Genomic DNA, 20,124 nt, shown 5'->3' on the forward strand with positions numbered 1-20,124 from the left:
CCGCCATGACGGCGATCGCCGTCGAAGCCCTGGAGCTGCTCGAGTGGGAACGGCTCGGTGAGCACCTGGCCAGCTTCGCGAGCACCAGCGCCGGTGCTGCCCATTGCCGGGCCCTGCCCCTGGCCGCCGATCGCTCCGAGAGCCTGCGCCTGCTCTCTGAAACCAGCGAGCTGCTGGGCCTCGATGGCCTGATCGAAGGGGGGCTCAGCTTCCAGGGGGCGGCCGATCTCACGGCCACCCTGCGCCACTGCGCCAAGGGGGGCACCGCAGGCGGCGAGGATCTGCTGGCGGTGGCCTTCACCCAGGCGGTGGCCCGCCGCCTGCGCCGGCAGATCGAGGATCCCGGGCTGCGCCCCGTCTGCAGCCAGCTGATGGGCGATCTGCGCACCCTGCCGGAGCTGGAGCAGCGCCTGCTCTTCTGCCTGGAGGAGGGTGGCCGGGTGGCGGACCGGGCCAGCCCGGAGCTGGCTGGCGTGCGCCAGCAGCTGGCCGGCTTGCGCCAGCAGCGCCGCGATCGTCTTCAGGAGCTGATGCGTCGCCAGGGGGGACTACTCCAGGACAGCGTCATCGCCGAGCGCAACGGCCGCCCGGTGCTGGCGGTGAAGGTGACAGCCGCGTCCCAGCTGCCGGGTCTGGTGCACGACACCTCCGCCTCGGGCAGCACCGTGTTCATCGAGCCGAAGGCGGTGATCACGCTCGGCAACCAGATCCGGGAACTGGAAGGGAGGGAGCGCCAGGAGGAATGGCGGGTGCTTGCCGGCCTCAGTGCCCAGGTGGCCGAGGAGGCGCCAGCCCTTGAAGAGCTGCATCGGGTGCTGGTGGCCCTCGATGTCGCCCTGGCCAGGGCCCGCTATGGCCAATGGCTGGGAGGCGTGTGCCCGGAACTCTCCGCCGACCCCCAGGCGCCAGTCCTGCTGAGCGATCTGCGCCATCCGCTGCTGCTCTGGCAGGAGCCCCGCGGCGGGGAGGCCAAGGTGGTGCCGGTCACGGTGTCGGTGGGCACGGAGCTGCGGGTGGTGGCGATCACCGGCCCCAACACCGGCGGTAAGACGGTGACCCTCAAAAGCGTGGGTCTGGCTGCCCTGATGGCCCGGGCTGGGCTTTTTCTGCCCTGTTCCGGCACTCCCCAGCTGCCCTGGTGCTCCCTGGTGCTGGCCGACATCGGCGATGAACAGTCGTTGCAGCAGAACCTCTCCACCTTCAGCGGCCACGTGCGCCGCATCGCCCGCATCCTTGAAGCCCTCGACGCCCCCACGGCGCCAGGCGCCACCCTGGTGCTGCTCGATGAAGTGGGGGCCGGCACCGATCCCACCGAAGGCACGGCCCTGGCGATCGCCCTGCTGCGCCATCTGGCGGAGCGGGCCCGGCTCACCATCGCCACCACCCACTTCGGTGAGCTCAAGGCGCTCAAGTACGCCGACAGCCGCTTCGAGAACGCCTCGGTGGCCTTCGACAGCGACACCCTCTCCCCCACGTATCACCTGCAATGGGGGATCCCAGGACGCAGCAATGCCCTGGCGATCGCCAGTCGCCTGGGCCTGGATCAGTCCGTGATCGCCGAGGCCAATGGCCTGCTTGCGCCCCGGGGCGAGGGGGAACTGAATCAGGTGATCCGCGGCCTCGAAGACCAGCGCCGCCGCCAGCAGGAGGCGGCCGAGGAGGCGGCGGCTCTGCTGGCGCGCACTGAATTGCTGCATGAGGAACTGCTGCAGCGCTGGCAGCAGCAGCAGGAGCAGTCGGCGGAACTGCAGGAGCAGCGGCGCCAGGCCCTGGAGCGCTCCATCCGCGACGGGCAGCAGGAGGTGCGGCGCATCATCAGGCGGCTGCGCCAGGGCGGCGGCGACGGCGAACGGGCCCGCCAGGCCGGAGTGCGGCTGAAGCAGCTCCAGGTGGAGCACACGCCCCAGCCCCGGCGCCGGGCCGCCAGCGGCTGGCGGCCGGCGGTGGGGGAGCGCATCCGCCTGCTCTCCCTGGGCAAGGCGGCCCAGGTGCTGGCGATCAGCGCGGATGGCCGCGAACTGAGCGTGCGCTGCGGTGTGCTGCGGCTGCAGGTGGATCTCTCCGGCATCGAGAGCCTGGAGGGGGAGAGGCCCTCCCCGCCCGAGCCGGCTCAGCCTGTGATCGAGGTGCGGGCCAGCGGGCGCCACCTGGGCGGCTCAGGCCCTCAGGTGCGCAGTGAACGCAACACCGTCGATGTGCGCGGCATGCGGGTGCATGAAGCGGAAGCCGCGGTGGAGGAGCAGCTGCGCAACGCCAATGGCCCCCTCTGGGTGATCCATGGCATCGGCACCGGCAAGCTCAAGCGCGGACTGCGTCAGTGGCTGGCGAGCGTGCCCTGGGTGGAGCGGGTCAGTGATGCTGAACGAGGGGATGGCGGTCAGGGCTGCAGCGTGATCTGGCCGAAATGAGACTCCGCTTCAGGTCAGGTCCGGCAGCACAACCTGCATCTCGTCCTGATGTCCTCTGGAGCCGGGCTTGGTGACGGTCGGCTCGGGCCTTGGCAGGGACTCCCCGCTGGCCTCAAAGAAGCGCCATCCCTGGGGATCGATGTCCAGGTGGATCGTCTGACCTGCCGCCAGGCGCTGGCCCGGGTCGGTGCGCACCTGAATCAGATGGCTGCCCTCGATCAGGCGACAGCTGATCAGCACTTCATTGCCGAGGGCCTCGAGATGGGTGATCTCCGCTGCCAGGTTGCGGTTGGTGGCCGGCGCCAGCTTGAAGTGCTCCGCCCGCAGACCGGCTGTGAGGCTGCCGCCACCGGTACGGGCTTCGAGGGCCAGGGCCATCTCCCCTTCCACCAGAAAGCGACGACCGGCGAGCTGAACCTGATCGGCTCCAGCCTGCTCCACCGGCAACAGGTTCATGGGCGGGCTGCCGATGAACTGAGCCACGAACAGGTTGGCGGGATGCTCGTAGAGCTCCATCGGGGTCCCCAGCTGCTGCAGTCGTCCCTGGTTGAGCACGGCGATGCGGTGGCCCATCGTCATCGCCTCCACCTGGTCATGGGTGACATACAGGGTGGTGATGCCCAGCTCTCGCTGCAGGGCAACGATCTGCGCCCGGGTGCCGGTGCGCAGCTTGGCGTCGAGGTTGCTGAGGGGCTCATCCATCAGGAACACCTTCGGCTGGCGGGCGATGGCCCGTCCCAGGGCCACCCGTTGCTTCTGGCCGCCGGAGAGTTCCTTGGGCAGGCGCTCGAGCAGTGGGGTGAGCTCCAGTTGCTCGGCCACCGCCTTGATCCGCTCCTCGATCCGTCGCTCCCGCTCCGAAGCGACCCTCAGCCCGGCGGGCAGGCGCCTCGTGAAGCGGTGGAGTCCGTCCTGCAGATGCTGAATGGTGGTTCTGGGCCGGCTGCGCCGCAGCCCGAAGCCGATGTTGTCGGCCACACTCAGGTGTGGGTAAAGGGCGTAGCTCTGAAACACCATCGCCACATCCCGCTGGGCCGGCCGCAGGCCGTTCACGGCGCGCTCCCCCACCAGGATCTCACCGCCGCTGGGGGTTTCAAGGCCCGCCAGGATGCGCAGCAGGGTGCTCTTGCCACAGCCCGACGGCCCCACCAGCACCAGGAATTCGCCGTTGTGCACGGTCAGATCCAGCTGCCGCAGCACCTCAACCGGCGCACTGCCCCGCCGGGGAGGGAAGGTCTTGCTGACCTTCTGGAAGCGCACCTCAGCCAACATCAGCCCTCAGACCGGCCGATCCTAGGGTTGGTGATTCATCCGGCCCAGTCTCTGCGGTCTTCCCTTGCAGTTCATTGATCAAGCCCGCATTGCGGTCCAGGGCGGCCGCGGCGGAGATGGCATCGTCGCCTTCAGGCGTGAAAAGTACGTCCCCGCCGGAGGTCCGTCCGGCGGGGACGGCGGTCATGGCGGCACCGTCTGGCTCGAGGCCGATCCGAACCTGCAGACCCTGCTCGACTTCAAGTACAAGCGGCTGTTCGAGGCCCCGGAAGGACGCCGCGGCGGTCCCAACAGGCGCAGTGGTGCCAGTGGCGACGACCTGGTGATCCGGGTGCCCTGCGGCACCGAAGTGCGCCTGCAGGACAGCGAGGAGCTTCTCGGTGACCTCACCGAACCGGGTGACCGGCTGCGGGTGGCGGCCGGTGGACGCGGCGGCCTCGGCAACGCCCACTACCTGAGCAACCGCAACCGGGCTCCGGAGAAGTTCACCGAGGGCAAGGACGGTGAGGAGCGCCAGCTGCAGCTGGAGCTCAAGCTGCTGGCGGAGGTGGGCATCATCGGCCTGCCCAATGCGGGCAAGAGCACCCTGATCAGCGTGCTCTCCGCCGCGAAGCCCAAGATTGCCGATTACCCCTTCACCACCCTGGTGCCCAACCTGGGGGTGGTGCGTCGTCCCAGCGGCGATGGCACGGTCTTCGCCGACATCCCGGGCCTGATCGCCGGAGCGGCCCAGGGGGCCGGCCTCGGCCACGATTTCCTGCGCCACATCGAGCGCACCCGCCTGCTGGTGCACCTGGTGGATGCCTCCAGCCCCGATGTCACCAGCGACCTGGCGGTTGTGGAGCAGGAGCTCAAGGCCTACGGTCATGGCCTCGATCAGCGGCCCAGGATCCTGGCTCTCAACAAGATGGAACTCCTATCGCCCGATCAGCTGGAGGCCGCCCGCGCCGCCCTGGCCGCTCTGTGGGAAGGCGAGGTGCTGCTGATCTCAGCGGCCACCAACTCAGGCCTCGACGGACTGCTCGCTGAGGTCTGGAAGGAGCTTGGAATCCAGTGAGGGCGAGGGCTCCGGGAGCGCATCCCGTCACATCTCCCCCTCAGCCAATCGATCGATCAGCCTGATCAGTCGTCGTAGACCCGGCACTCGGGAGCTTCCGGGTTGAGATCGCAATAGACCTCGAGGGAATTGGGATCGTGATCGTCTTCGGGGTGATGCGATTTGTATTCCTCGAGGGACTTGAGTTCGTCTTCGAGGTGGCGCACCTTCGCCTCGTTGCCGACGGCCTTGGCCGTTTCGATCTCGATCTGATCCTTGCGGATGTGCTCGTCGATGGAAGTCATAGGAAGGCCGGCCTTCGGCACCGGAGCTTTTCGCAACCACCATACGGGGGGCCACCCGTGCTCCGGGGGCAATGTGATCCAGCGCTGATCAAGCGCTCAGCTCACTGAGCTCCAGCCAGCGCTCCTCGCCGTGCTCGATCCGCTCCAGCAGGGCGGCCAGGTCGTGGGTGAGGCTCTCCAGGCGGGAATAGTCACCGCCGGCGCCGCCTGCCAGTTCCTGCTCCAGTTGGGCCCTCTGCGCGTCCCATTCCGGCAGCGACCGCTCCAGCTCCTCCAGTTCCCGGTTCTGCTTGAAGCTGCGACGCCGGGCGGCTGGGGCCACCGGCTCCTGGACCGCTGCTGTCGAAGCCGCTGGTGGAGTGGGTGCCGCGGCAGCCGTGCCCGCTGAGGGCGCCGTTGCCGCCCTCTCCAGGTAGGCGCTGTAGTTGCCCTCGTGCCGCCTGAGCTCTCCGTTTTCGAAGCAGAACAACCGGTCCACGGTGCGGTCGAGAAAGTAGCGGTCGTGGGAGACCACCACCACGCAGCCGCGGAAATCCTCCAGGAAGTCTTCGAGCACCGTGAGGGTGTGCACGTCGAGGTCGTTGGTGGGCTCATCGAGCAGCAGCACGTTGGGAGCACTGATCAGAAGCCGGCAGAGGTAGAGCCGCCGCCGCTCACCGCCTGAGAGGCGGCCGATCGGGCTGTGCTGCTGGGCGGCAGGGAACAGGAACCGTTCCAGCAGCTGGGAGGCGCTGACCGCCACCCCGCCCACCTCGATGCGGCTGGCCTCCTCCTGCACGTAGTCGATGAGTTTGCGCTCCAGCCCCCGGCCGCTGGAGAGTCCCTCGGCCTGCTGATCGAAGTAGGCCAGCTTCACCGTGCTGCCCAGCTCCAGGCGCCCCTGATGCGGTTGGCGGCGGCCGGCGATCAGATCCAGCAGGGTGGATTTCCCCGAACCGTTGGCCCCGATGATCCCCACCCGGTCCTCGGGGCTGAAGTCGTAGCTGAAATCACGCAGCAGGGGTGGTCCCGACCCAGGCGCCCCCTCGGCAGGACCCGTGCTCGGTTCGGCCCACACGCTGAGATGCTCCGCGCTGATGGCTTTCTTGCCGAGGCGGCGATGGGCGGTGGCCAGGCTGAGCTGTCCCCTGCTCTGACGTTTCGGAGCCTCCTGCATCGCCTCGATTCGCTGGATCCGGGCTTTCTGCTTGGTGCTGCGGGCCTGGGGACCGCGGCGCAGCCACTCCAGTTCCCGCCGCAGGGCGCCCTTGAACTTCGCGGCGCTGGCGGCTTCGATCGCCTCCTCGTCGGCCTTGGTCTGCAGGTAAGTGGCGTAGTTACCGGGATAGCTGCGGGCCACTCCCCGATCCACTTCGACGATGCGGCGCGCCACCCGATCGAGCACGTAGCGGTCGTGGGTGATCAGCACCAGGGCGCCGGGGAAGCGCTCCAGCTGCCCCTGCAGCCATTCGATGCAGAGGGCGTCAAGGTGGTTGGTGGGCTCATCGAGCAGCAGCACATCGGGCTCGGCCACCAGGGCCGCAGCCAGTGCCAGCCGTTTGCGGAATCCGCCGGAAAGGTCGCCCACCCGCCGGTGCACGTCGCTGATGCCCAGCCGCTCGAGCACCTCACGGCACTGCTGCTCCAGGCTCCAGGCGTTGGCCTGATCCATGCGTTCCTGCAGATCGCTGAGCTCCCCCAGCAGGGCCTGATCCGCGGGGTCGTCCGCCAGGTCCTGGCTGACTTCCGTGAAGCGGCGCAGCAACGCCATCTTCTCGCCGCTGTCCTCGAACACCTGTTCCAGCACGGTGCGTTCGGGATCGAGATCCGGCTCCTGGGCCACCATCACCACCTTCAGCCGCCCGGAGCAGCGCCGCTCCCCCTCCCCGGGCGGCTCGAGGCCCGCCAGCAGCCGCATCAGGGTGGATTTGCCGGCGCCATTGGGGCCGATCAGCCCCAGGCGGTCGCGCTCCTGCAGGTGCAGGTTGAGGTCTGCAAAGAGGGTGCGAAGGCCGAAGTCCTTGCTGACCCCCACCAGGCTGATCAGGGTCACGCTCGCGAGGGAGGCCTCTGGCTCTCCAGGTAAGCAAAGACGCTTTTGTCGCCCACATCGGCGGCGGCCTGCATCGGGAATTTGCGCAAGGTCAGGATCAGCAGCAGCGCCGCCTCGATGGCCAGCAGGGTGAAGGTGGTGCGGTCCCCGAGCAGGCCCACCAGGCGGCCCAGCAGAGCCACTGGCAGCAGCAGGGTCACCCCGATCGCTTCGGGCCGCTGGAAGCAGAAGAATTCCTTGAAGCCCACCCCCGCTAAGGCCGCGAAGAACGGCCCCACCGCCCAGATCCAGCGGGAATCGGCCGCCAGGGTGTCGAGCATGGCGCCCTGGCCCTGGTGCAGGGCCAGGGCGATCCCGCCCGCACAGCCCAGCAACCAGAACAGCTGCAGGGCCCGGTGCAGTGGACGCAGATAGATGTGAATCCAGCGCAGGGCCAGCCCCAGCCCCACGGCCATCAGCAGCAGCCAGGGCCAGAGCCCCTGGCTGCCCCAGTGGGCCCACTGCAGCAGCAGGCCCGCCTGGGCCAGGGCCACCCCCAGCAGGGCCAGGCGGTAGCCGAGCACCTCACGGCGGTCGAGGGCCGTGATCGTGAACGGTCCATAGACGCCCTCGAACACCGGATCGTCCGGGCTGCCCTCGTGTTGGGATCGATCGGTCATGGCTGGGGTCGCTCGGGGGCAGGGCCTGCCACCAGTGTGGCCAGATCCGCCCCCGCCGGAACGATCCCCGAGGGGTGCAGGGGAAAGAGCGCCCCGAAGTAGTCGCGGCGCCACGAGTCCGGGAAGCACGTGGCCGCGACCCCAGGCAGGGCATGGAAGCGGGCGCGCCAGGCCGTCAGGGCCGGGAAACTCCAGAGGGGGCGGCGGCTGCAGCCGAACAGGGGGGCATAGACCAGCTCCAGGCGGATCAGTGTGGGGAAGAGCACCACATCCGCCAGGGTGAGCCGGTTGCCGCAGAGCCAGGGGCCGCCCTGCTCCAGAGCCGTTTCCGCTGCTTCGAGGCTCGTGAACAGGTCGGCTTCGGCCCGGTCATAGGCGGCCTGGGTGCGCGCGAAACCGCAGCGATAGACCCCATCGTTCACCGTTCCCTGCAGCCGCTGCCGCCAATGGTCGATCGCTTGCGCCTGATCCTCGGGCAAGAGATCCGGAGCTCCCTCGGGAGCGGGCCAGCGATTGAGCAGTTCGATCAGCCGGGCGCTCTCGTTCACCAGGATCCGGCGGGCAGGGCGGTCGTAGAGGGCGGGCACCGTGGCACGGGCCTTCGGGTCGCCGCCACTGCGCCGGTAGAGATCCACGAGGGCGCTGGCCCCCTCGTAGGGGGTGTCGAAGCGCCAGCGGCCCGCCTGGGGATCAGGTTCCACGATCACCAGCTCCAGGCTGCCGGCGAGCTGGCGCAGGCTCCACACCAGCCAGGCCCGGTGCGCCCAGGGGCAGCTGCGCCCCACGATTAGCGCATGAACGCCCGTGTCGCCGGCGGTGGCCGGCAGTTCCGGAGCGGTGGCGAAGGCGCTCTCAGGCCGGCGGTAGTTCCCGGCCGTGTCAGCTGGACCGAGGCCCTTCATCAACTGCTGCCACTGGCAGTGCCAGGCGGAGCGCACGCTGGCGACCAGCAGGGGTGGAACAGCCATGGCAGTCTCCGGCGCAGGTTCCAACTCTGGCCCTCAGCGGCCTCACGCTGCGCCAGGCTGGCCTCAGATCCGATCCGCAGGAGGCGTGGCGATGGGCGCGGCAGAGGTTCTGGTGGTGGCCGGCACCCATGGCAACGAGCGCAACGCCCCCTGGCTTCTGGAGCACTGGCTGGCTCATCCGGGCGCCCTTGATTCCGCCGGCTTGGCGTTGCAGCTGGTGATCGGCAATCCCGGAGCCCTCGCCGCAGGCCGCCGCTATCTCGATCGTGACCTGAACCGCTCCTTCACCAGCGCCCTGCTCGAGGCCCCGGGCCCGGCTGACCGGGAGGTGCAGCGCGCCCGCGAGCTGCTGGCTCTGCACGGACCGGCCGGGTCACGGCCCTGCGCCCTGGTGCTCGATCTGCACAGCACCACCGCCGCCATGGGCAATTCCCTGGTGGTCTATGGGCGACGGCCTGCGGATCTGGCCCTGGCGGCGGGCATCCAGGCTCTGCTGGGCTTGCCGATCTATCTGCATGAGGCCGATGCCAGTCAGAAGGGATTTCTGCTGGAGCGCTGGCCCTGCGGCCTGGTGGTCGAGGTGGGCCCGGTGCCTCAGGGTGTGGTCAATGCCGCGATCAGTCACCAGACTCAGCTGGCCCTGGAGGCCGCTCTGGCGGTGCTGGCCTCGGCACGGCGGGGTGATCAGCCCCTGCCCCGGGGGCTCACGGTGCACCGCCACCTGGGCAGTCTCGATCTGCCGCGGCATCCCGATGGCCGTCCGGCTGCCTGTCTGCATCCGCTGCGTCAGCATCGCGACTGGCAGCTGATCCGCCCCGGTGATCCCCTCTTCATCACGGCGGGAGGTGAAACCCTTCGCTACCAGCCCAGCGATCCCGAGCCGCTCTGGCCGGTGTTCATCAACGAGGCGGCCTACGGCGAGAAGGGCATCGCCCTCAGCCTGACCCGCCGCGAACGCTGGCCCTGCGAGCAGGCCTGGGCCGAGAGTCTGCAGCAACTCGCCGGACATCTCGCCCCGGCGATCTGATCCACCAGGGATCAGATCGCCGGGGCGTCTGGTTCAGGCTCCGGGGTTGGTGACTGCTGAGGAGCCGGTTCCGGGGGACGGGGGGCTCCGTTGTAGATCACCTTCACCACGGAGCGGCCATCGGCGGAGACTTCGATCTCGGTTTCCGCAGTGGGTGCCAGCCCCAGGATCTGCCAGCCCGGAGGCCCGCCGAGGAAACGGAAGATGTACCCCTTGGCGTCGCCCCTGATCAGGCAGTCACCGCCACCGCGGTTGTACATGCAGGCATCTGGCCGGTAGACCGTCAGGCCACCATTGAGCCGCTCCGCGTACATGCGGGCCACGTTGGTGGCCCGCTGGCGGGTGAAGGGGAAGAGCTCGTAGCTGTCCTGAGCCAGGGAAGGGGTGGCCGCCAGCACTGTCAGGCAGGCCGAGAGAGCAAGAAGTTGGCGCATGCACGCCACCATGGAACAGGCGCGCTCGGCTCAGGGGCTGACCGTGTCCAGATCAGCCACAGGCCCAGGTGCCCTGCTCCTTGGTGCAGGGGAGATCCGTCGTGCTGCCATCGGCCCAGTAGATGCGCAGGCGGTCATCCTGGCTGTCCATCCTGAAGGTCAGCGACTTGACCACCCCGGCAGGCGGCTTTCCGGAGGGGTCGGCGGGATCAGGGCGGGCCGGACTCGCCAGGCGCTGTTCGATCTGCTGGAGGCGCTGCTCCAGTTGCTCCAGGCGCTGACTGTCCTTGGACGGAGTCGTGGGACAGCCGGCCAGACCCAGTGCGAGCAAAGCCAGGGCCCCGGCGATGAGGGGTCTCGAGGCGCGTGAAGGCAAGGGCATCGCCGCGGCGGATCGAATGGGTGTTCCGAACAGTTAGCAAGAGCGTCAGGCGTTGACCAGGCGCTCACTCCAGTAGATGACGGCTCCGAGGCGTTCCAGTTGAAGCCGGCGCTGGCGCGCCTGGCTGACAGGCAAGGTTTCGGTGGAGCGGTTGCCGCCGAGATCCCAGCAGATCAGGACCATGGGTTCACCATCTCGAAGGAACTAAAGAAAACCTTAAGCCCGTTTGGTGCGCGTTGGTACGGATTCCGGCAGAAATGTCGCGAAGGCCACACACGGACCTTGGCCATTCGCTCGCCTGGGTCGGGCAAGTCGAAGGCACCCGAGTCCGTTGCTTTGACTGAAATCCACCGCGCCAGCCCCGCACCACCCCGAAGCAAACCTTAAGCGCTTCACACATCCCGCAATGTCCTGTTACATTGAGGCAGACGAAGGGCTTTCGGGTCCACCGGACGGGTTTCCCCGCTCCGGCTTGTCGTCTTACCTAACCGACCCCTCACGGGGCCACACCTCTCGCTCTCATGACCACCACTCTTCAGCAACGCCAGGGCGCGTCTGCCTGGAGCCAGTTCTGCGAGTGGGTCACCTCCACCAACAACCGCCTCTACGTCGGTTGGTTCGGTGTGCTGATGATCCCCACCCTGCTGGCTGCCACGATCTGCTTCATCGTGGCCTTCATCGCCGCTCCTCCCGTCGACATCGACGGCATCCGTGAGCCTGTTGCCGGCTCCCTGCTCTACGGCAACAACATCATTTCCGGCGCCGTTGTTCCTTCGAGCAACGCCATCGGCCTGCACTTCTATCCCATCTGGGAAGCCGCCAGCCTCGACGAGTGGCTGTACAACGGCGGTCCTTACCAGCTGGTGGTCTTCCACTTCCTCATCGGCATCTTCTGCTACATGGGACGTGAGTGGGAACTCTCCTACCGCCTGGGAATGCGCCCCTGGATCTGCGTCGCCTACAGCGCCCCCGTGGCCGCTGCTTCGGCGGTGTTCCTGATCTACCCCTTCGGTCAGGGTTCCTTCTCCGACGGCATGCCCCTCGGCATCTCCGGCACCTTCAACTTCATGCTGGTGTTCCAGGCTGAGCACAATATCCTGATGCACCCCTTCCACATGCTGGGTGTGGCGGGTGTCTTCGGCGGCTCCCTGTTCTCCGCCATGCACGGCTCCCTGGTGACCTCCTCCCTGGTGCGTGAAACCACCGAGAGCGAGAGCCAGAACTACGGCTATAAGTTCGGTCAGGAAGAGGAGACCTACAACATCGTGGCTGCCCACGGTTACTTCGGTCGCCTGATCTTCCAGTACGCCTCCTTCAACAACAGCCGCAGCCTGCACTTCTTCCTGGCTGCCTGGCCCGTCGTCGGCATCTGGTTCACCGCCCTGGGCGTGAGCACGATGGCCTTCAACCTGAACGGCTTCAACTTCAACCAGTCGATCCTCGACGGCCAGGGCCGCGTGATCAACACCTGGGCTGATGTGCTGAACCGTGCCGGTCTGGGCATGGAAGTGATGCACGAGCGCAATGCTCACAACTTCCCTCTGGACCTGGCTTCCGCTGAAGCCACCCCCGTGGCGCTGACCGCTCCGGCGATCGGCTGATCCTGCGGAGGACCTGCGGGTCCACCATCAGCAAGGGCGCAAGCCCCATGGCCTCCCGCACTGCGGGGGGCTTTTTGTTTGGTCCGGAATCTTCGGATTGCCCAACCTGGGTCGGGGATCGTTCTTGGATCTCGTTCCTGTTCCCTAGGCTGAGCGGGTTTCAGGCTGTTGGGGATGCGAATTGCCGTTTCCGGATCCCATTCCCTGGGGAAGTCCACGGTCGTGAACGATTGGGTTGTTGGCCATGGCGACTACATCCGGGAGGAAGATCCGTATCGGGCTCTGGGTCTGCAGGGACCTTACGAGATTCTCTTTCGCGAGGCTTCGACGCGACTGCATAACGGGATTCAGCTGTATTACAGCATCAGTCGTGTTCATCGCTACACGGCATCTGATCACAGAGTCATCTTTGATCGGGCGCCAGTTGATTATCTTGCCTATTCTCAGTATACGGCTAATCAGGGGACAACGGATATTGACGATGAGTACGTTACTTCGATGGTGCCTGCAGTGAGAGAGGCGCTTGACCGGCTCGACATTCTGGCCTTCGTGCCCAAGTCCGATGCCTGGCCGGTTGCGATGGAAGACGATGGAATTCGTCCGGTTGATTAGCCCTACCGCGACGAAGTCGATGCGCTCTTCAAGCAGATTTACCGTGAAGGCCGGTTTGATGTCTTCCCGTCCCAGAATTGCCCCCTGTTGATTGAGCTGGTTGGTTCTCCTGATCAGCGTCTGCAGCAGTTGGCTGCAGCCGTTGCCCAACGGGAAGCCCGGTCAATGGGAGGTTGGAGCTCCCAAAACAACCAGGATTGAGACCTGAGAATTGAGGGCTGGGTTTGTGTTCATAAGCCGGTGATCGGACTTGAACCGACGACCTACTGATTACGAATCAGTTGCTCTACCACTGAGCTACACCGGCAGCGACTTGAAATTAGCATTCAGGGGTTCCACAGGCCCCTGGCCCATGCCTTCGACTCGGCCCAAGCCCCAGCCCAGCTCCACCGACCTTGATCCGGAGTGGCGTGAGCGGCTCCTGGCAGAAGCCAGAGCCCCCTGGAAAGGGCTCAGGCGTGCCCTCTGGTTCGCCCTCGCCGCCTCGGGCGCGATTGGGTTGGCCACCATGGCCATGCGTGCATCCGCCGGTGCAGAAGTGGCCTCAGGAGACCTGTTCATCCAGCTCAGCGCCTGCATCGGTTTTGGCTTGCTGATCTGGCGTGACCGCTGAGGGGCTGGGTTCCGCAACCTGGTGTTGCCTGTCCTCGACCAGGCTGAGCGGATCGGGAAGGAGCAGAGGCAGCCCAAGACTCAACCGCTCCCGCAGCAGTGCTTCAGGCGTCATGGCGGTGGTTCCCGCCACCTGCTCAGAGCTGCGGCTGAGCAGCCAGATGGCCTGGATCAGCTGCTGTCCCTGCCAGACCAGAATCGCCAGCAAGGGTACGGACAGCAGGATCGTGACCAGCCTGGAGGCCTCCGGCAGAGGAGCGATGGCCGCCATCTGGGCGGAAAGGGAGTCGAGACGCCAGACCACCGGCAGCAACAGCAGCGCCCAGACAGCGGCCAGAAGGCGAATGGGCAGGGGCGCTTGCAGGGCACTCAGGCGCCGCTGAACCTCGCGGCGCCCGCGGGCCGGAGTCTGCAGCAGCAGCAACGACCAGCAATCAGCCGGCCGCTGCCACAGCAGCACCGCCGGCAGCAGGGCGCCGAGCGCCCAGAGCAGCAGCCTCTCGACCGCTGGGACCGGACCGGGATCGGCGCCCGCCAGGATCAGCACCACGGCCAGCAGCTCCGCCGGGATGGCTGCCACTCCGAGAAGCTGCAGCCAGAGCAGGGGTTCGCTGCGGGGGCTCACATCAGGTGCTGAGGGTCCGGCGTTGGGTGACCAGCTTGTAGGCCATCACCCGATCGCCGTCCTGCCAGTTGGCGAAGCGATCGCAGCCGATGCCGCACTCGAAGCCCGTGGCCACTTCCTTGACGTCGTCCTTGTTGCGACGCAGGGAGTCGAGATCGCCCTCGAACACCACCTGTTTGTTGCGCAGGATCCGCACCTTGCAGTTGCGCTGCAGCTTGCCGCTGGTGACGTAACAACCGGCCACGGCGCTCTTGCCGATGGTGAAGACGGCGCGCACCTCCGCTTCCCCAAGGGATTCCTCCACCAGCTCGGGCTCCAGCAGGCCCTCCATGGCCAGCTGGATGTCTTCCAGCAGCTTGTAGATCACGTCGTAGTCGCGGACGTCGACGCCATTGGCATCGGCGGCGCGCTTGGCACCGGAGGCCATCGAGGTGTTGAAGCCGATGATCACGGCCCCGGAGGCGGCCGCCAGATCCACGTCGGTTTCGGTGATCTCGCCAGGGGCGGAGAGCAGCACCCGCACCTGAACCTCGCCCTGGGGCAGCTGCTCGAGAGCACCCAGGATGGCCTCGACGCTGCCCTGGACATCGGCCTTGAGGATGAGATTGAGCTCCTTGAGCTCCCCTTCGCTGGCCTGACCGGACATCGAGGCCAGCGAGACCCGGCGGGAGGCCATCTGCTGGGCCAGGCGGGTGGCACGGGCTTCGTTGGCCCGGTCCCCCACCACAGAACGAGCGATCTTCTCGTCGGGATAGACCTCGAATTCATCGCCGGCCGTGGGCACCTCGCTGAAGCCGAGCGCTTCCACCGCCGAGGACGGACCTGCGGTCTTCACCCGCTTGCCGGAGTCGTCGACCATGGCGCGCACCTTGCCGAGCACCGGCCCGGCTGCGACCACGTCGCCGGCCTTGAGGGTGCCGTTCTGGATCAGCAGGGTGGCGACGGGACCCTTGGCCTTGTCGAGGTGAGCCTCGATCACGGTGCCCTTCGCCATCCGGTCCGGATTGGCCTGGAGGTCCTCGACCTCGGTCACCAGCAGGATCATCTCCAGCAGTTTGTCGATGTTCTCGCCCTTGGTGGCACTCACCGGCACCATCACGGTGGTGCCGCCCCAGTCTTCGGAAACCAGCTCCAGGGCGGAGAGTTCCTGCTTGACCCGCTCGGGCTGGGCGCCCTCCTTGTCGATCTTGTTGATCGCCACGATGATCGGCACCTCCGCGGCCCGGGCGTGGCTGATCGCCTCAAGAGTCTGGGGCCGGACACCGTCGTCGGCGGCGACCACCAGCACGGCCACGTCGGTGACCTTGGTGCCCCGGGCCCGCATGGCGGTGAAGGCTTCGTGTCCCGGGGTGTCGAGGAAGGTGATGCGCCGGTCTTCGCCCGCGTGGGGAATCGTGACCTGATAGGCGCCGATGTGCTGGGTGATGCCGCCGGCTTCTCCGGCGGCCACGCGGGTCTTGCGGATGGCATCGAGCAGGCTGGTCTTGCCGTGGTCGACGTGTCCCATCACCGTGACCACCGGCGGGCGGCGGATCAGGTGCTCGAGGTCGCTGGCCTCGATCATCTCGACGGTCTTCTTGGCGGCCTCCTCGACGTCGTCCTGGAGGACAGGCACCCCGAACTCCTCGGAGACCGTCTCGATTGTGGAGAGATCGAGGGTCTGGGTGACCGTGGCGATGATGCCCTTGAAGAACAGGGATTTGATGATCTCGGAGCTTTCCACGCCCAGGCGATCGGCCAGCTCCTGCACCGTGAGGTTGCCCTCCGGCACGATCAGCATCTCGGGCCGGGTGGCCTTGGCTTCCCGGGCGGCGCGCAGTTCCATCGCGCGGCGCCTCTGCCTCTGGCGGGTGGTTTCCTTCTTGCGCTTGCGCATCGCCACCACGGGCTTGGCACCCGGGGTGGTGGGGCGGGTGCGCGGCTTGGCCGGCCGGGCCAGGCTGGCCTGGAGCACCATCGCCTCGTGCTCGCCGGCGAAACCACCGGTTTCGGCGGTGAGCGCATCATCGTTGTCGCCGATGATGTGAACCTTCTGGCGCTGTTTCTGGGGCGACTTGCTGCGCAGGGCCTCCAGCTTGGCGCTGTCATCCCATTCGGGGCGTCGTGCCCGGCCCGGGCCTGCGGCCTGGGGCGTGCGGAAGGCCGGACGCCGCGGAGCTGATGGTGGGGTGGCGGTGGGCCTCGGGGCGTCGGGACTGCCTTCGCTGCGTTCGGGCCGCCGGGGTGGGGCGGCGACCGGGCGGTTGCCGGGTTTCTGGAGCTGCATCAGCTCGCCAGGGGCCACCGGCTTGCGCATGCCCTGAGGCATGCCGGGACGCACCGGAGCTCCTGGACGGCTGGTTCCTCCGGGGCCGGCGGCATCACGTCGGATCGGTTTGCCCACCAGCTCCAGGGGACTGCGGGCCTGGGTGGGCCGACCCACCTGCGGGGTGGGCCGCGGCTGGGGCGCACCGGCCGGCCGCTGGCTCAGGGCCGGGCGGCCGGAAGGAGGTGCCGGACGGTTGCTGGTGCCGGGTTGGCCAGGCTGGGGCCGTCCCACCAGTTGCGGACGGCCCGGGCCTGAGCCGCTGGCCGTTCGCACGGGGGCCGGGGCTCCGGGCCGTTGGGGAGAGGCCGGCCGGGAGGGGGCAGGGGCACTGCCACGGGGCACGGGACGGGGGCTGGTGGCAGGCCGGGGAGTCGGGCTGGGGCTGGCCGCCGCTGTCGACTCAGGCTTGCGCACCTGGGGTGGCTCGGGCTTGCTCACCGGAGGTGCGGACGGGCGGCTCGGTGCACCGGCAGGTCTGGCGGCCGGCGCGGCGGAGACCGGGGTGGGTTTCAGAGGTGCCGACGGCCGGGCTGGCGTGGCGGTGGCGGGCGTCTGACGTCCGGCCTGGGGCACCACCTTCCTCACCGCCGGCGGCTGGGTGGGAGCCGCCGGCTTCGTCGGGGCGGCTGGAGCCTGCGCCACGATCTCCGGCCTGGGTGCCGGCTTGACGATGAGCGGCTTGGCGGCCGGGGGTGCGGTCGAGGCAGGGGCTGCAGGCTTCTGCGGGCTGCCTGCCGGCTTGACGGCCGGCGGCTTCGGCTTGGCGGCAGCAACGGAACTGGCCGGGGTCGCGGGCGACGCGGGAGCGGCCGGGGCGGCCTTCTTGACGGACAGGATGGCCTTGGCCGGCTCGCTCGCCGGTGGCGTTGGCCGGACGGGCTGGGCCACCGGGGCTGCGCCGCCGTTGCCCGGGGTGCTGATCAGGCTGCGGATGCGCTCGGCCTCCCTGTCGCTGATGGAGCTGCTGTGGCTCTTGACCGCAATGGACAGCTTCTCAGCGGCGTCGAGCACGTCCTTGTTCTCCAGGCCAAGGTCCCGGGACAGCTCATAAATTCTGACTTTGCCGCTGCTGGTCATTCAGGTCTCCAATCGGTCGGGGCACCGTGTGCCTCCGAGCCCCACGCGCGGTGCGGCCACTGTTCATCTTGCCTCAGAGGCTGCAGCGAGTGACTCGCTCAACCGTTCCTCCAGTGCCCTGTAAATGGAATCCGACACCTGACAGCGCAGGGAACGCTGCAGGCGTTTGCGGCGCCTGGCCTCCTCGATGCAGCTGCTGGAAGGACAGACATAAGCCGATCGGCCCATGGCCCCGGTGACGGTCCCCTCGAGCACCACCCCATCCCCGAACTGGCGGATGATCCGCCAGAGCCGGCGGCGATCCTGCCGTTCCCGGCAGGACACACAGCGCCGCAGCACCACCCCTCCGCTCACTGCAGTTCGGCGGTGGCTCCTGTCTCGAGCTCAGTCTCCGCATCAACGTCAACCGAGGTCACGTCCCCGGTCTCTGCCAGCGGCTCCGCCTGGTCATCCGCTTCGGCGTCCCCATCCTCGGCGTAGCTGTCGTAGCCCTCCTCGTCCTCGGGCAGGGGATACAGCTCCCGCAGGCGGGCATCCTCCTCGGCACGGGCGGCCTGCTCCACCGCCAGACGGGCTTCGGCCTCGGCCTGCTGCCGCTCATCCTCCTCGCGCAGGGCGATCAGCTCCGCCGCCCGGGCGTCCTCACTGACCTGGTCGTAGTCGGCGGCATTCTTGATGTCGATCTTCCAGCCGGTGAGACGTGCGGCCAGCCGGACGTTCTGGCCCTCGCGGCCGATCGCCAGGCTGAGCTGGTCGGGGGGGACGAGCACATGGGCGTGCTGTCCCTCAGGGTCCACCAGGCGCACCATCTCGACGCGGGCGGGGCTGAGGGAGTTGGCCAGGTACTGAGCCGGATCGGGAGACCAGCGGATCACGTCGATCTTCTCGCCGCGCAGCTCGTTGACCACCTGCTGAATGCGGGAGCCCCGGGCGCCGATGCAGGCCCCAACGGGATCCACTTCGCGCTCGACACTGTCGACGGCCACCTTGGTGCGCGGGCCGACAGCCCGTGAGGGGGGATTGGCTTCGCGGGCCACGGCCACGATCCGCACCGAACCTTCCTGGATTTCCGGAACTTCATTCTCGAACAGGTACACCACCAGACCGGCATTGGCCCGGGAGACGAACAGCTGCGGTCCGCGGCGGGGGACCTCACTCACTTCCTTGAGGAAGACCTTGAAGGTGGCGTTGGCCCGGTAGTTGTCGTTGGGGAGCTGATCCCGCCGCGGCAGTTCCGCTTCCACCTCAGGCCGGCCCAGGCCTGAACTCACGGCCATGATCACCGACTGGCGTTCGAAGCGGATCACCCGGGCGGTGAGCACCGGGTCTTCGAGATCGGCGAACTCCTCCTGGATCATCCGCCGCTGCTGGTCGCGCAGTTTCTGGGCGAGCACCTGCTTGGTGGTGGCGGCGGCCATGCGGCCGAAGTCGTCCTTCTCGGGGGTGACATCGAGCACCACGGTGTCTCCGACCTGGGCGTCCTCGGCCACCTGCTGCACCTCGGCCAGGGCGATCTGGTGGTCCTCGCTCTCCACCTCCTCCACGATGATCTTGCTGGTCAGCACCCGGTACCCCTCCTCGTCGAGGTCGAGGGCCACGTCGAAGTTGCTGAAGTAATCCTCCTCGAAGGGGTCTTCGCTGATGCCCAGGTAAAGGGTGCGGCGGTAGCGCTCGTAGCCCTTGAGCAGGGCCTCGCGCAGGGCTGCCTCCACCACCTGGGTAGGAAGCTTCTTCTCCTCGCTGATGTCCTCGATCAGGTTCTGCAGACCGGGGAGGAGAACGAGTGCCATCGGGTCAAAAAGGGGTGAAGGGGGGAGGGAGCGGAAGCGGTCAGTCCGTGGCGGGTGTGACCAGGCGGACCGAGATCACATCGGGACGGGGGATCCGGCTGATGCGGCCGCGCAGATTGAGCTGGAGGTGCTGCTCGTCCCTCTCCAGCAGCAGGCCTTCGCGGGTGGTCTCCAGGCCCTGGCCATCGCGGAAGCGCACCGCCACGGGGAACCCGCGAAAACTGTGGAAATCGCGGTCGTCGAGCAGCTCCTCGCCGATCCCAGGGCTGCTGACTTCCAGAACATAGGCCTGGGGCATCAGCTCGCTGGCGTCGACGACCTCGCCGAGCACACCGCTGAAGGCGGCGCAGTCGTCCAGGTTGACGTCCCGTCCGTCGGCGTGGCGGATCTGGAACACCAGCGTGAGCGGCAGCCGGTGGGCCTGGATCTCCACTCCCTCAAGCGCCAGGCCCGAAGCCTCGGCGAGCGGGGTGACCAGACGCTCCAGATCGGGGATGAGTGGATGGGGCACCGGCGGGGCTGGAGAGCGGGTCGGACGCCCGACCGGCCTCTGCAGAAAACTGCCCCTGAGTTCAAGGTCGCCTGGGAGGCAGCACTCGATCGTCAGGGTGATGCCCGCCGGGCATGACTTCGAGCGTACAAGCCGGCACGGCAGACCCAGGCGCCTGAGGGCTCAGGCCGAGGGAGCTGCCCCACCCGGTGCGTCGAACAGACCGAGGCTGGGGGCCTCTCCGTAGAAGTCGTCGGCGCCGACCTCGCCCCTGAGCGCCTGGTCCTGGTTGAGGCAGCGTTGGGGTTCCCTGACGTACTGACAGACCCTGGCCCAGAGCTTGGCGCGGGTTCCCGGAGCCCCCTGGCTGAAGATCACCTGGTCCTGGCCGCCCACCATGCCCTGGATCTCCACCTGGCAGAGGGCACATCGCACACGGGTGCCGGGGGGGATCGAGGCCATGGGCTGGCAGCGCTGTTGCGGCAA

Annotated in this window: 20 protein-coding genes and 1 tRNA gene; 6 read left to right on the plus strand and 15 right to left on the minus strand. The window is 67.8% G+C overall.

The annotated features are described in order from the left end of the window. Nucleotides 1-5 precede the first annotated feature (5 nt). Entirely contained in the window at nucleotides 6-2,408 is a 2,403-nt protein-coding gene (locus I1E95_RS11955; protein ID WP_197167458.1) for an endonuclease MutS2, read from the plus strand. A 9-nt stretch (nucleotides 2,409-2,417) separates the two neighbouring features. On the opposite strand, the gene I1E95_RS11960 is transcribed toward I1E95_RS11955, so the two are convergent. Next, entirely contained in the window at nucleotides 2,418-3,677 is a 1,260-nt protein-coding gene (locus I1E95_RS11960; RefSeq protein WP_197167469.1) for an ABC transporter ATP-binding protein, read from the minus strand. Between the two features lie 67 nt (nucleotides 3,678-3,744). On the opposite strand from I1E95_RS11960, the gene cgtA reads away from it, so the two are divergent. Further along, nucleotides 3,745-4,737 (plus strand): Obg family GTPase CgtA, encoded by a 993-nt coding sequence (gene cgtA / locus I1E95_RS11965; protein ID WP_197162543.1) that lies wholly within the window; start codon nucleotides 3,745-3,747, stop codon nucleotides 4,735-4,737. 65 nt (nucleotides 4,738-4,802) lie between these two features. Here cgtA and I1E95_RS11970 read toward each other — a convergent pair whose 3' ends face one another. From I1E95_RS11970 to I1E95_RS11985, 4 genes are all read right to left on the minus strand, one after another. Then, nucleotides 4,803-5,021 (minus strand): Calvin cycle protein CP12, encoded by a 219-nt coding sequence (locus I1E95_RS11970; protein ID WP_006172041.1) that lies wholly within the window; start codon nucleotides 5,019-5,021, stop codon nucleotides 4,803-4,805. Between the two features lie 88 nt (nucleotides 5,022-5,109). Then, nucleotides 5,110-7,053: an ABC-F family ATP-binding cassette domain-containing protein gene (locus I1E95_RS11975; protein ID WP_197162545.1), complete on the minus strand. Its 1,944-nt coding sequence runs from the start codon at nucleotides 7,051-7,053 to the stop codon at nucleotides 5,110-5,112. Continuing rightward, on the minus strand, nucleotides 7,050-7,712 hold the full coding sequence (locus tag I1E95_RS11980; RefSeq protein WP_197162547.1) for a DUF2301 domain-containing membrane protein: 663 nt from the start codon (nucleotides 7,710-7,712) through the stop codon (nucleotides 7,050-7,052). Before I1E95_RS11980 ends, I1E95_RS11975 begins: the two co-directional genes overlap by 4 nt. Then, nucleotides 7,709-8,680 (minus strand): glutathione S-transferase C-terminal domain-containing protein, encoded by a 972-nt coding sequence (locus tag I1E95_RS11985; protein ID WP_197162548.1) that lies wholly within the window; start codon nucleotides 8,678-8,680, stop codon nucleotides 7,709-7,711. The genes I1E95_RS11980 and I1E95_RS11985 overlap by 4 nt, the downstream gene beginning before the upstream one ends. A gap of 91 nt (nucleotides 8,681-8,771) precedes the next feature. Between I1E95_RS11985 and I1E95_RS11990 the strand changes: the two genes are divergently transcribed. Continuing rightward, a complete protein-coding gene (locus I1E95_RS11990) occupies nucleotides 8,772-9,707 on the plus strand; it encodes an aspartoacylase (protein ID WP_197162550.1) in 936 nt (311 codons plus the stop codon). A gap of 11 nt (nucleotides 9,708-9,718) precedes the next feature. Here the strand turns inward: I1E95_RS11990 and I1E95_RS11995 are convergent, their stop codons facing one another. From I1E95_RS11995 to I1E95_RS12005, 3 genes are read right to left on the minus strand one after another with little or no spacing between them, the layout of a single operon-like run. Then, nucleotides 9,719-10,141, minus strand: coding sequence for a hypothetical protein (locus I1E95_RS11995; protein ID WP_231594607.1), 423 nt, complete (start codon nucleotides 10,139-10,141; stop codon nucleotides 9,719-9,721). Between the two features lie 52 nt (nucleotides 10,142-10,193). After that, entirely contained in the window at nucleotides 10,194-10,523 is a 330-nt protein-coding gene (locus I1E95_RS12000; RefSeq protein WP_197162552.1) for a carbohydrate porin, read from the minus strand. 45 nt (nucleotides 10,524-10,568) lie between these two features. Continuing rightward, nucleotides 10,569-10,706, minus strand: coding sequence for a hypothetical protein (locus I1E95_RS12005; protein WP_197162554.1), 138 nt, complete (start codon nucleotides 10,704-10,706; stop codon nucleotides 10,569-10,571). 338 nt (nucleotides 10,707-11,044) lie between these two features. Here I1E95_RS12005 and psbA point away from each other — a divergent pair, with 338 nt between their 5' ends. Continuing rightward, a complete protein-coding gene (gene psbA, locus I1E95_RS12010) occupies nucleotides 11,045-12,124 on the plus strand; it encodes a photosystem II q(b) protein (RefSeq protein ID WP_197162556.1) in 1,080 nt (359 codons plus the stop codon). A gap of 174 nt (nucleotides 12,125-12,298) precedes the next feature. Then, a complete protein-coding gene (locus tag I1E95_RS12015; RefSeq protein WP_231594608.1) occupies nucleotides 12,299-12,736 on the plus strand; it encodes an ATP-binding protein in 438 nt (145 codons plus the stop codon). Between the two features lie 235 nt (nucleotides 12,737-12,971). Here the strand turns inward: I1E95_RS12015 and I1E95_RS12020 are convergent. Continuing rightward, nucleotides 12,972-13,043, minus strand: a tRNA-Thr gene (locus I1E95_RS12020). Between the two features lie 45 nt (nucleotides 13,044-13,088). Between I1E95_RS12020 and I1E95_RS17265 the strand changes: the two genes are divergently transcribed. After that, on the plus strand, nucleotides 13,089-13,349 hold the full coding sequence (locus I1E95_RS17265) for a DUF3493 domain-containing protein (RefSeq protein WP_197162558.1): 261 nt from the start codon (nucleotides 13,089-13,091) through the stop codon (nucleotides 13,347-13,349). Here the strand turns inward: I1E95_RS17265 and I1E95_RS12030 are convergent. From I1E95_RS12030 to I1E95_RS12055, 6 genes are all read right to left on the minus strand, one after another. Continuing rightward, the gene (locus I1E95_RS12030) at nucleotides 13,281-13,973 is read right to left on the minus strand and encodes a low-complexity tail membrane protein (RefSeq protein ID WP_197162560.1); all 693 of its coding nucleotides are present in this window, start codon (nucleotides 13,971-13,973) and stop codon (nucleotides 13,281-13,283) included. The genes I1E95_RS17265 and I1E95_RS12030 overlap by 69 nt on opposite strands. Nucleotide 13,974: 1 nt before the next feature. Beyond that, nucleotides 13,975-17,358 (minus strand): translation initiation factor IF-2, encoded by a 3,384-nt coding sequence (infB, locus tag I1E95_RS12035; RefSeq protein WP_197162562.1) that lies wholly within the window; start codon nucleotides 17,356-17,358, stop codon nucleotides 13,975-13,977. Between the two features lie 63 nt (nucleotides 17,359-17,421). Beyond that, nucleotides 17,422-17,712: a YlxR family protein gene (locus I1E95_RS12040; RefSeq protein ID WP_197162564.1), complete on the minus strand. Its 291-nt coding sequence runs from the start codon at nucleotides 17,710-17,712 to the stop codon at nucleotides 17,422-17,424. Continuing rightward, nucleotides 17,709-19,148 (minus strand): transcription termination factor NusA, encoded by a 1,440-nt coding sequence (gene nusA, locus I1E95_RS12045; RefSeq protein ID WP_197162566.1) that lies wholly within the window; start codon nucleotides 19,146-19,148, stop codon nucleotides 17,709-17,711. Before nusA ends, I1E95_RS12040 begins: the two co-directional genes overlap by 4 nt. A 40-nt stretch (nucleotides 19,149-19,188) precedes the next feature. Then, complete coding sequence (rimP, locus tag I1E95_RS12050) at nucleotides 19,189-19,659, minus strand: ribosome maturation factor RimP (RefSeq protein ID WP_197162568.1); 471 nt, start codon at nucleotides 19,657-19,659, stop codon at nucleotides 19,189-19,191. A 162-nt stretch (nucleotides 19,660-19,821) separates the two neighbouring features. Further along, entirely contained in the window at nucleotides 19,822-20,100 is a 279-nt protein-coding gene (locus tag I1E95_RS12055) for a hypothetical protein (protein ID WP_197162570.1), read from the minus strand. Nucleotides 20,101-20,124 lie beyond the last annotated feature (24 nt).

Source organism: Synechococcus sp. CBW1107 (assembly GCF_015841355.1).
GTDB lineage: Bacteria > Cyanobacteriota > Cyanobacteriia > PCC-6307 > Cyanobiaceae > Regnicoccus_A.

Excerpts from the sequence above, each read along its gene's own strand:
- I1E95_RS11955 (WP_197167458.1), top strand. The coding sequence starts at position 6 with ATGACGGCGATCGCCGTCGAAGCCCTGGAGCTGCTCGAGTGGGAACGG.
- I1E95_RS11970 (WP_006172041.1), bottom strand. The coding sequence starts at position 5,021 with ATGACTTCCATCGACGAGCACATCCGCAAGGATCAGATCGAGATCGAA.
- I1E95_RS11980 (WP_197162547.1), bottom strand. The coding sequence starts at position 7,712 with ATGACCGATCGATCCCAACACGAGGGCAGCCCGGACGATCCGGTGTTC.
- I1E95_RS11985 (WP_197162548.1), bottom strand. The coding sequence starts at position 8,680 with ATGGCTGTTCCACCCCTGCTGGTCGCCAGCGTGCGCTCCGCCTGGCAC.
- I1E95_RS11990 (WP_197162550.1), top strand. The coding sequence starts at position 8,772 with ATGGGCGCGGCAGAGGTTCTGGTGGTGGCCGGCACCCATGGCAACGAG.
- I1E95_RS11995 (WP_231594607.1), bottom strand. The coding sequence starts at position 10,141 with ATGCGCCAACTTCTTGCTCTCTCGGCCTGCCTGACAGTGCTGGCGGCC.
- I1E95_RS12000 (WP_197162552.1), bottom strand. The coding sequence starts at position 10,523 with ATGCCCTTGCCTTCACGCGCCTCGAGACCCCTCATCGCCGGGGCCCTG.
- I1E95_RS12005 (WP_197162554.1), bottom strand. The coding sequence starts at position 10,706 with ATGGTCCTGATCTGCTGGGATCTCGGCGGCAACCGCTCCACCGAAACC.
- psbA (WP_197162556.1), top strand. The coding sequence starts at position 11,045 with ATGACCACCACTCTTCAGCAACGCCAGGGCGCGTCTGCCTGGAGCCAG.
- I1E95_RS12015 (WP_231594608.1), top strand. The coding sequence starts at position 12,299 with ATGCGAATTGCCGTTTCCGGATCCCATTCCCTGGGGAAGTCCACGGTC.
- I1E95_RS17265 (WP_197162558.1), top strand. The coding sequence starts at position 13,089 with ATGCCTTCGACTCGGCCCAAGCCCCAGCCCAGCTCCACCGACCTTGAT.
- infB (WP_197162562.1), bottom strand. The coding sequence starts at position 17,358 with ATGACCAGCAGCGGCAAAGTCAGAATTTATGAGCTGTCCCGGGACCTT.
- nusA (WP_197162566.1), bottom strand. The coding sequence starts at position 19,148 with ATGGCACTCGTTCTCCTCCCCGGTCTGCAGAACCTGATCGAGGACATC.
- I1E95_RS12055 (WP_197162570.1), bottom strand. The coding sequence starts at position 20,100 with ATGGCCTCGATCCCCCCCGGCACCCGTGTGCGATGTGCCCTCTGCCAG.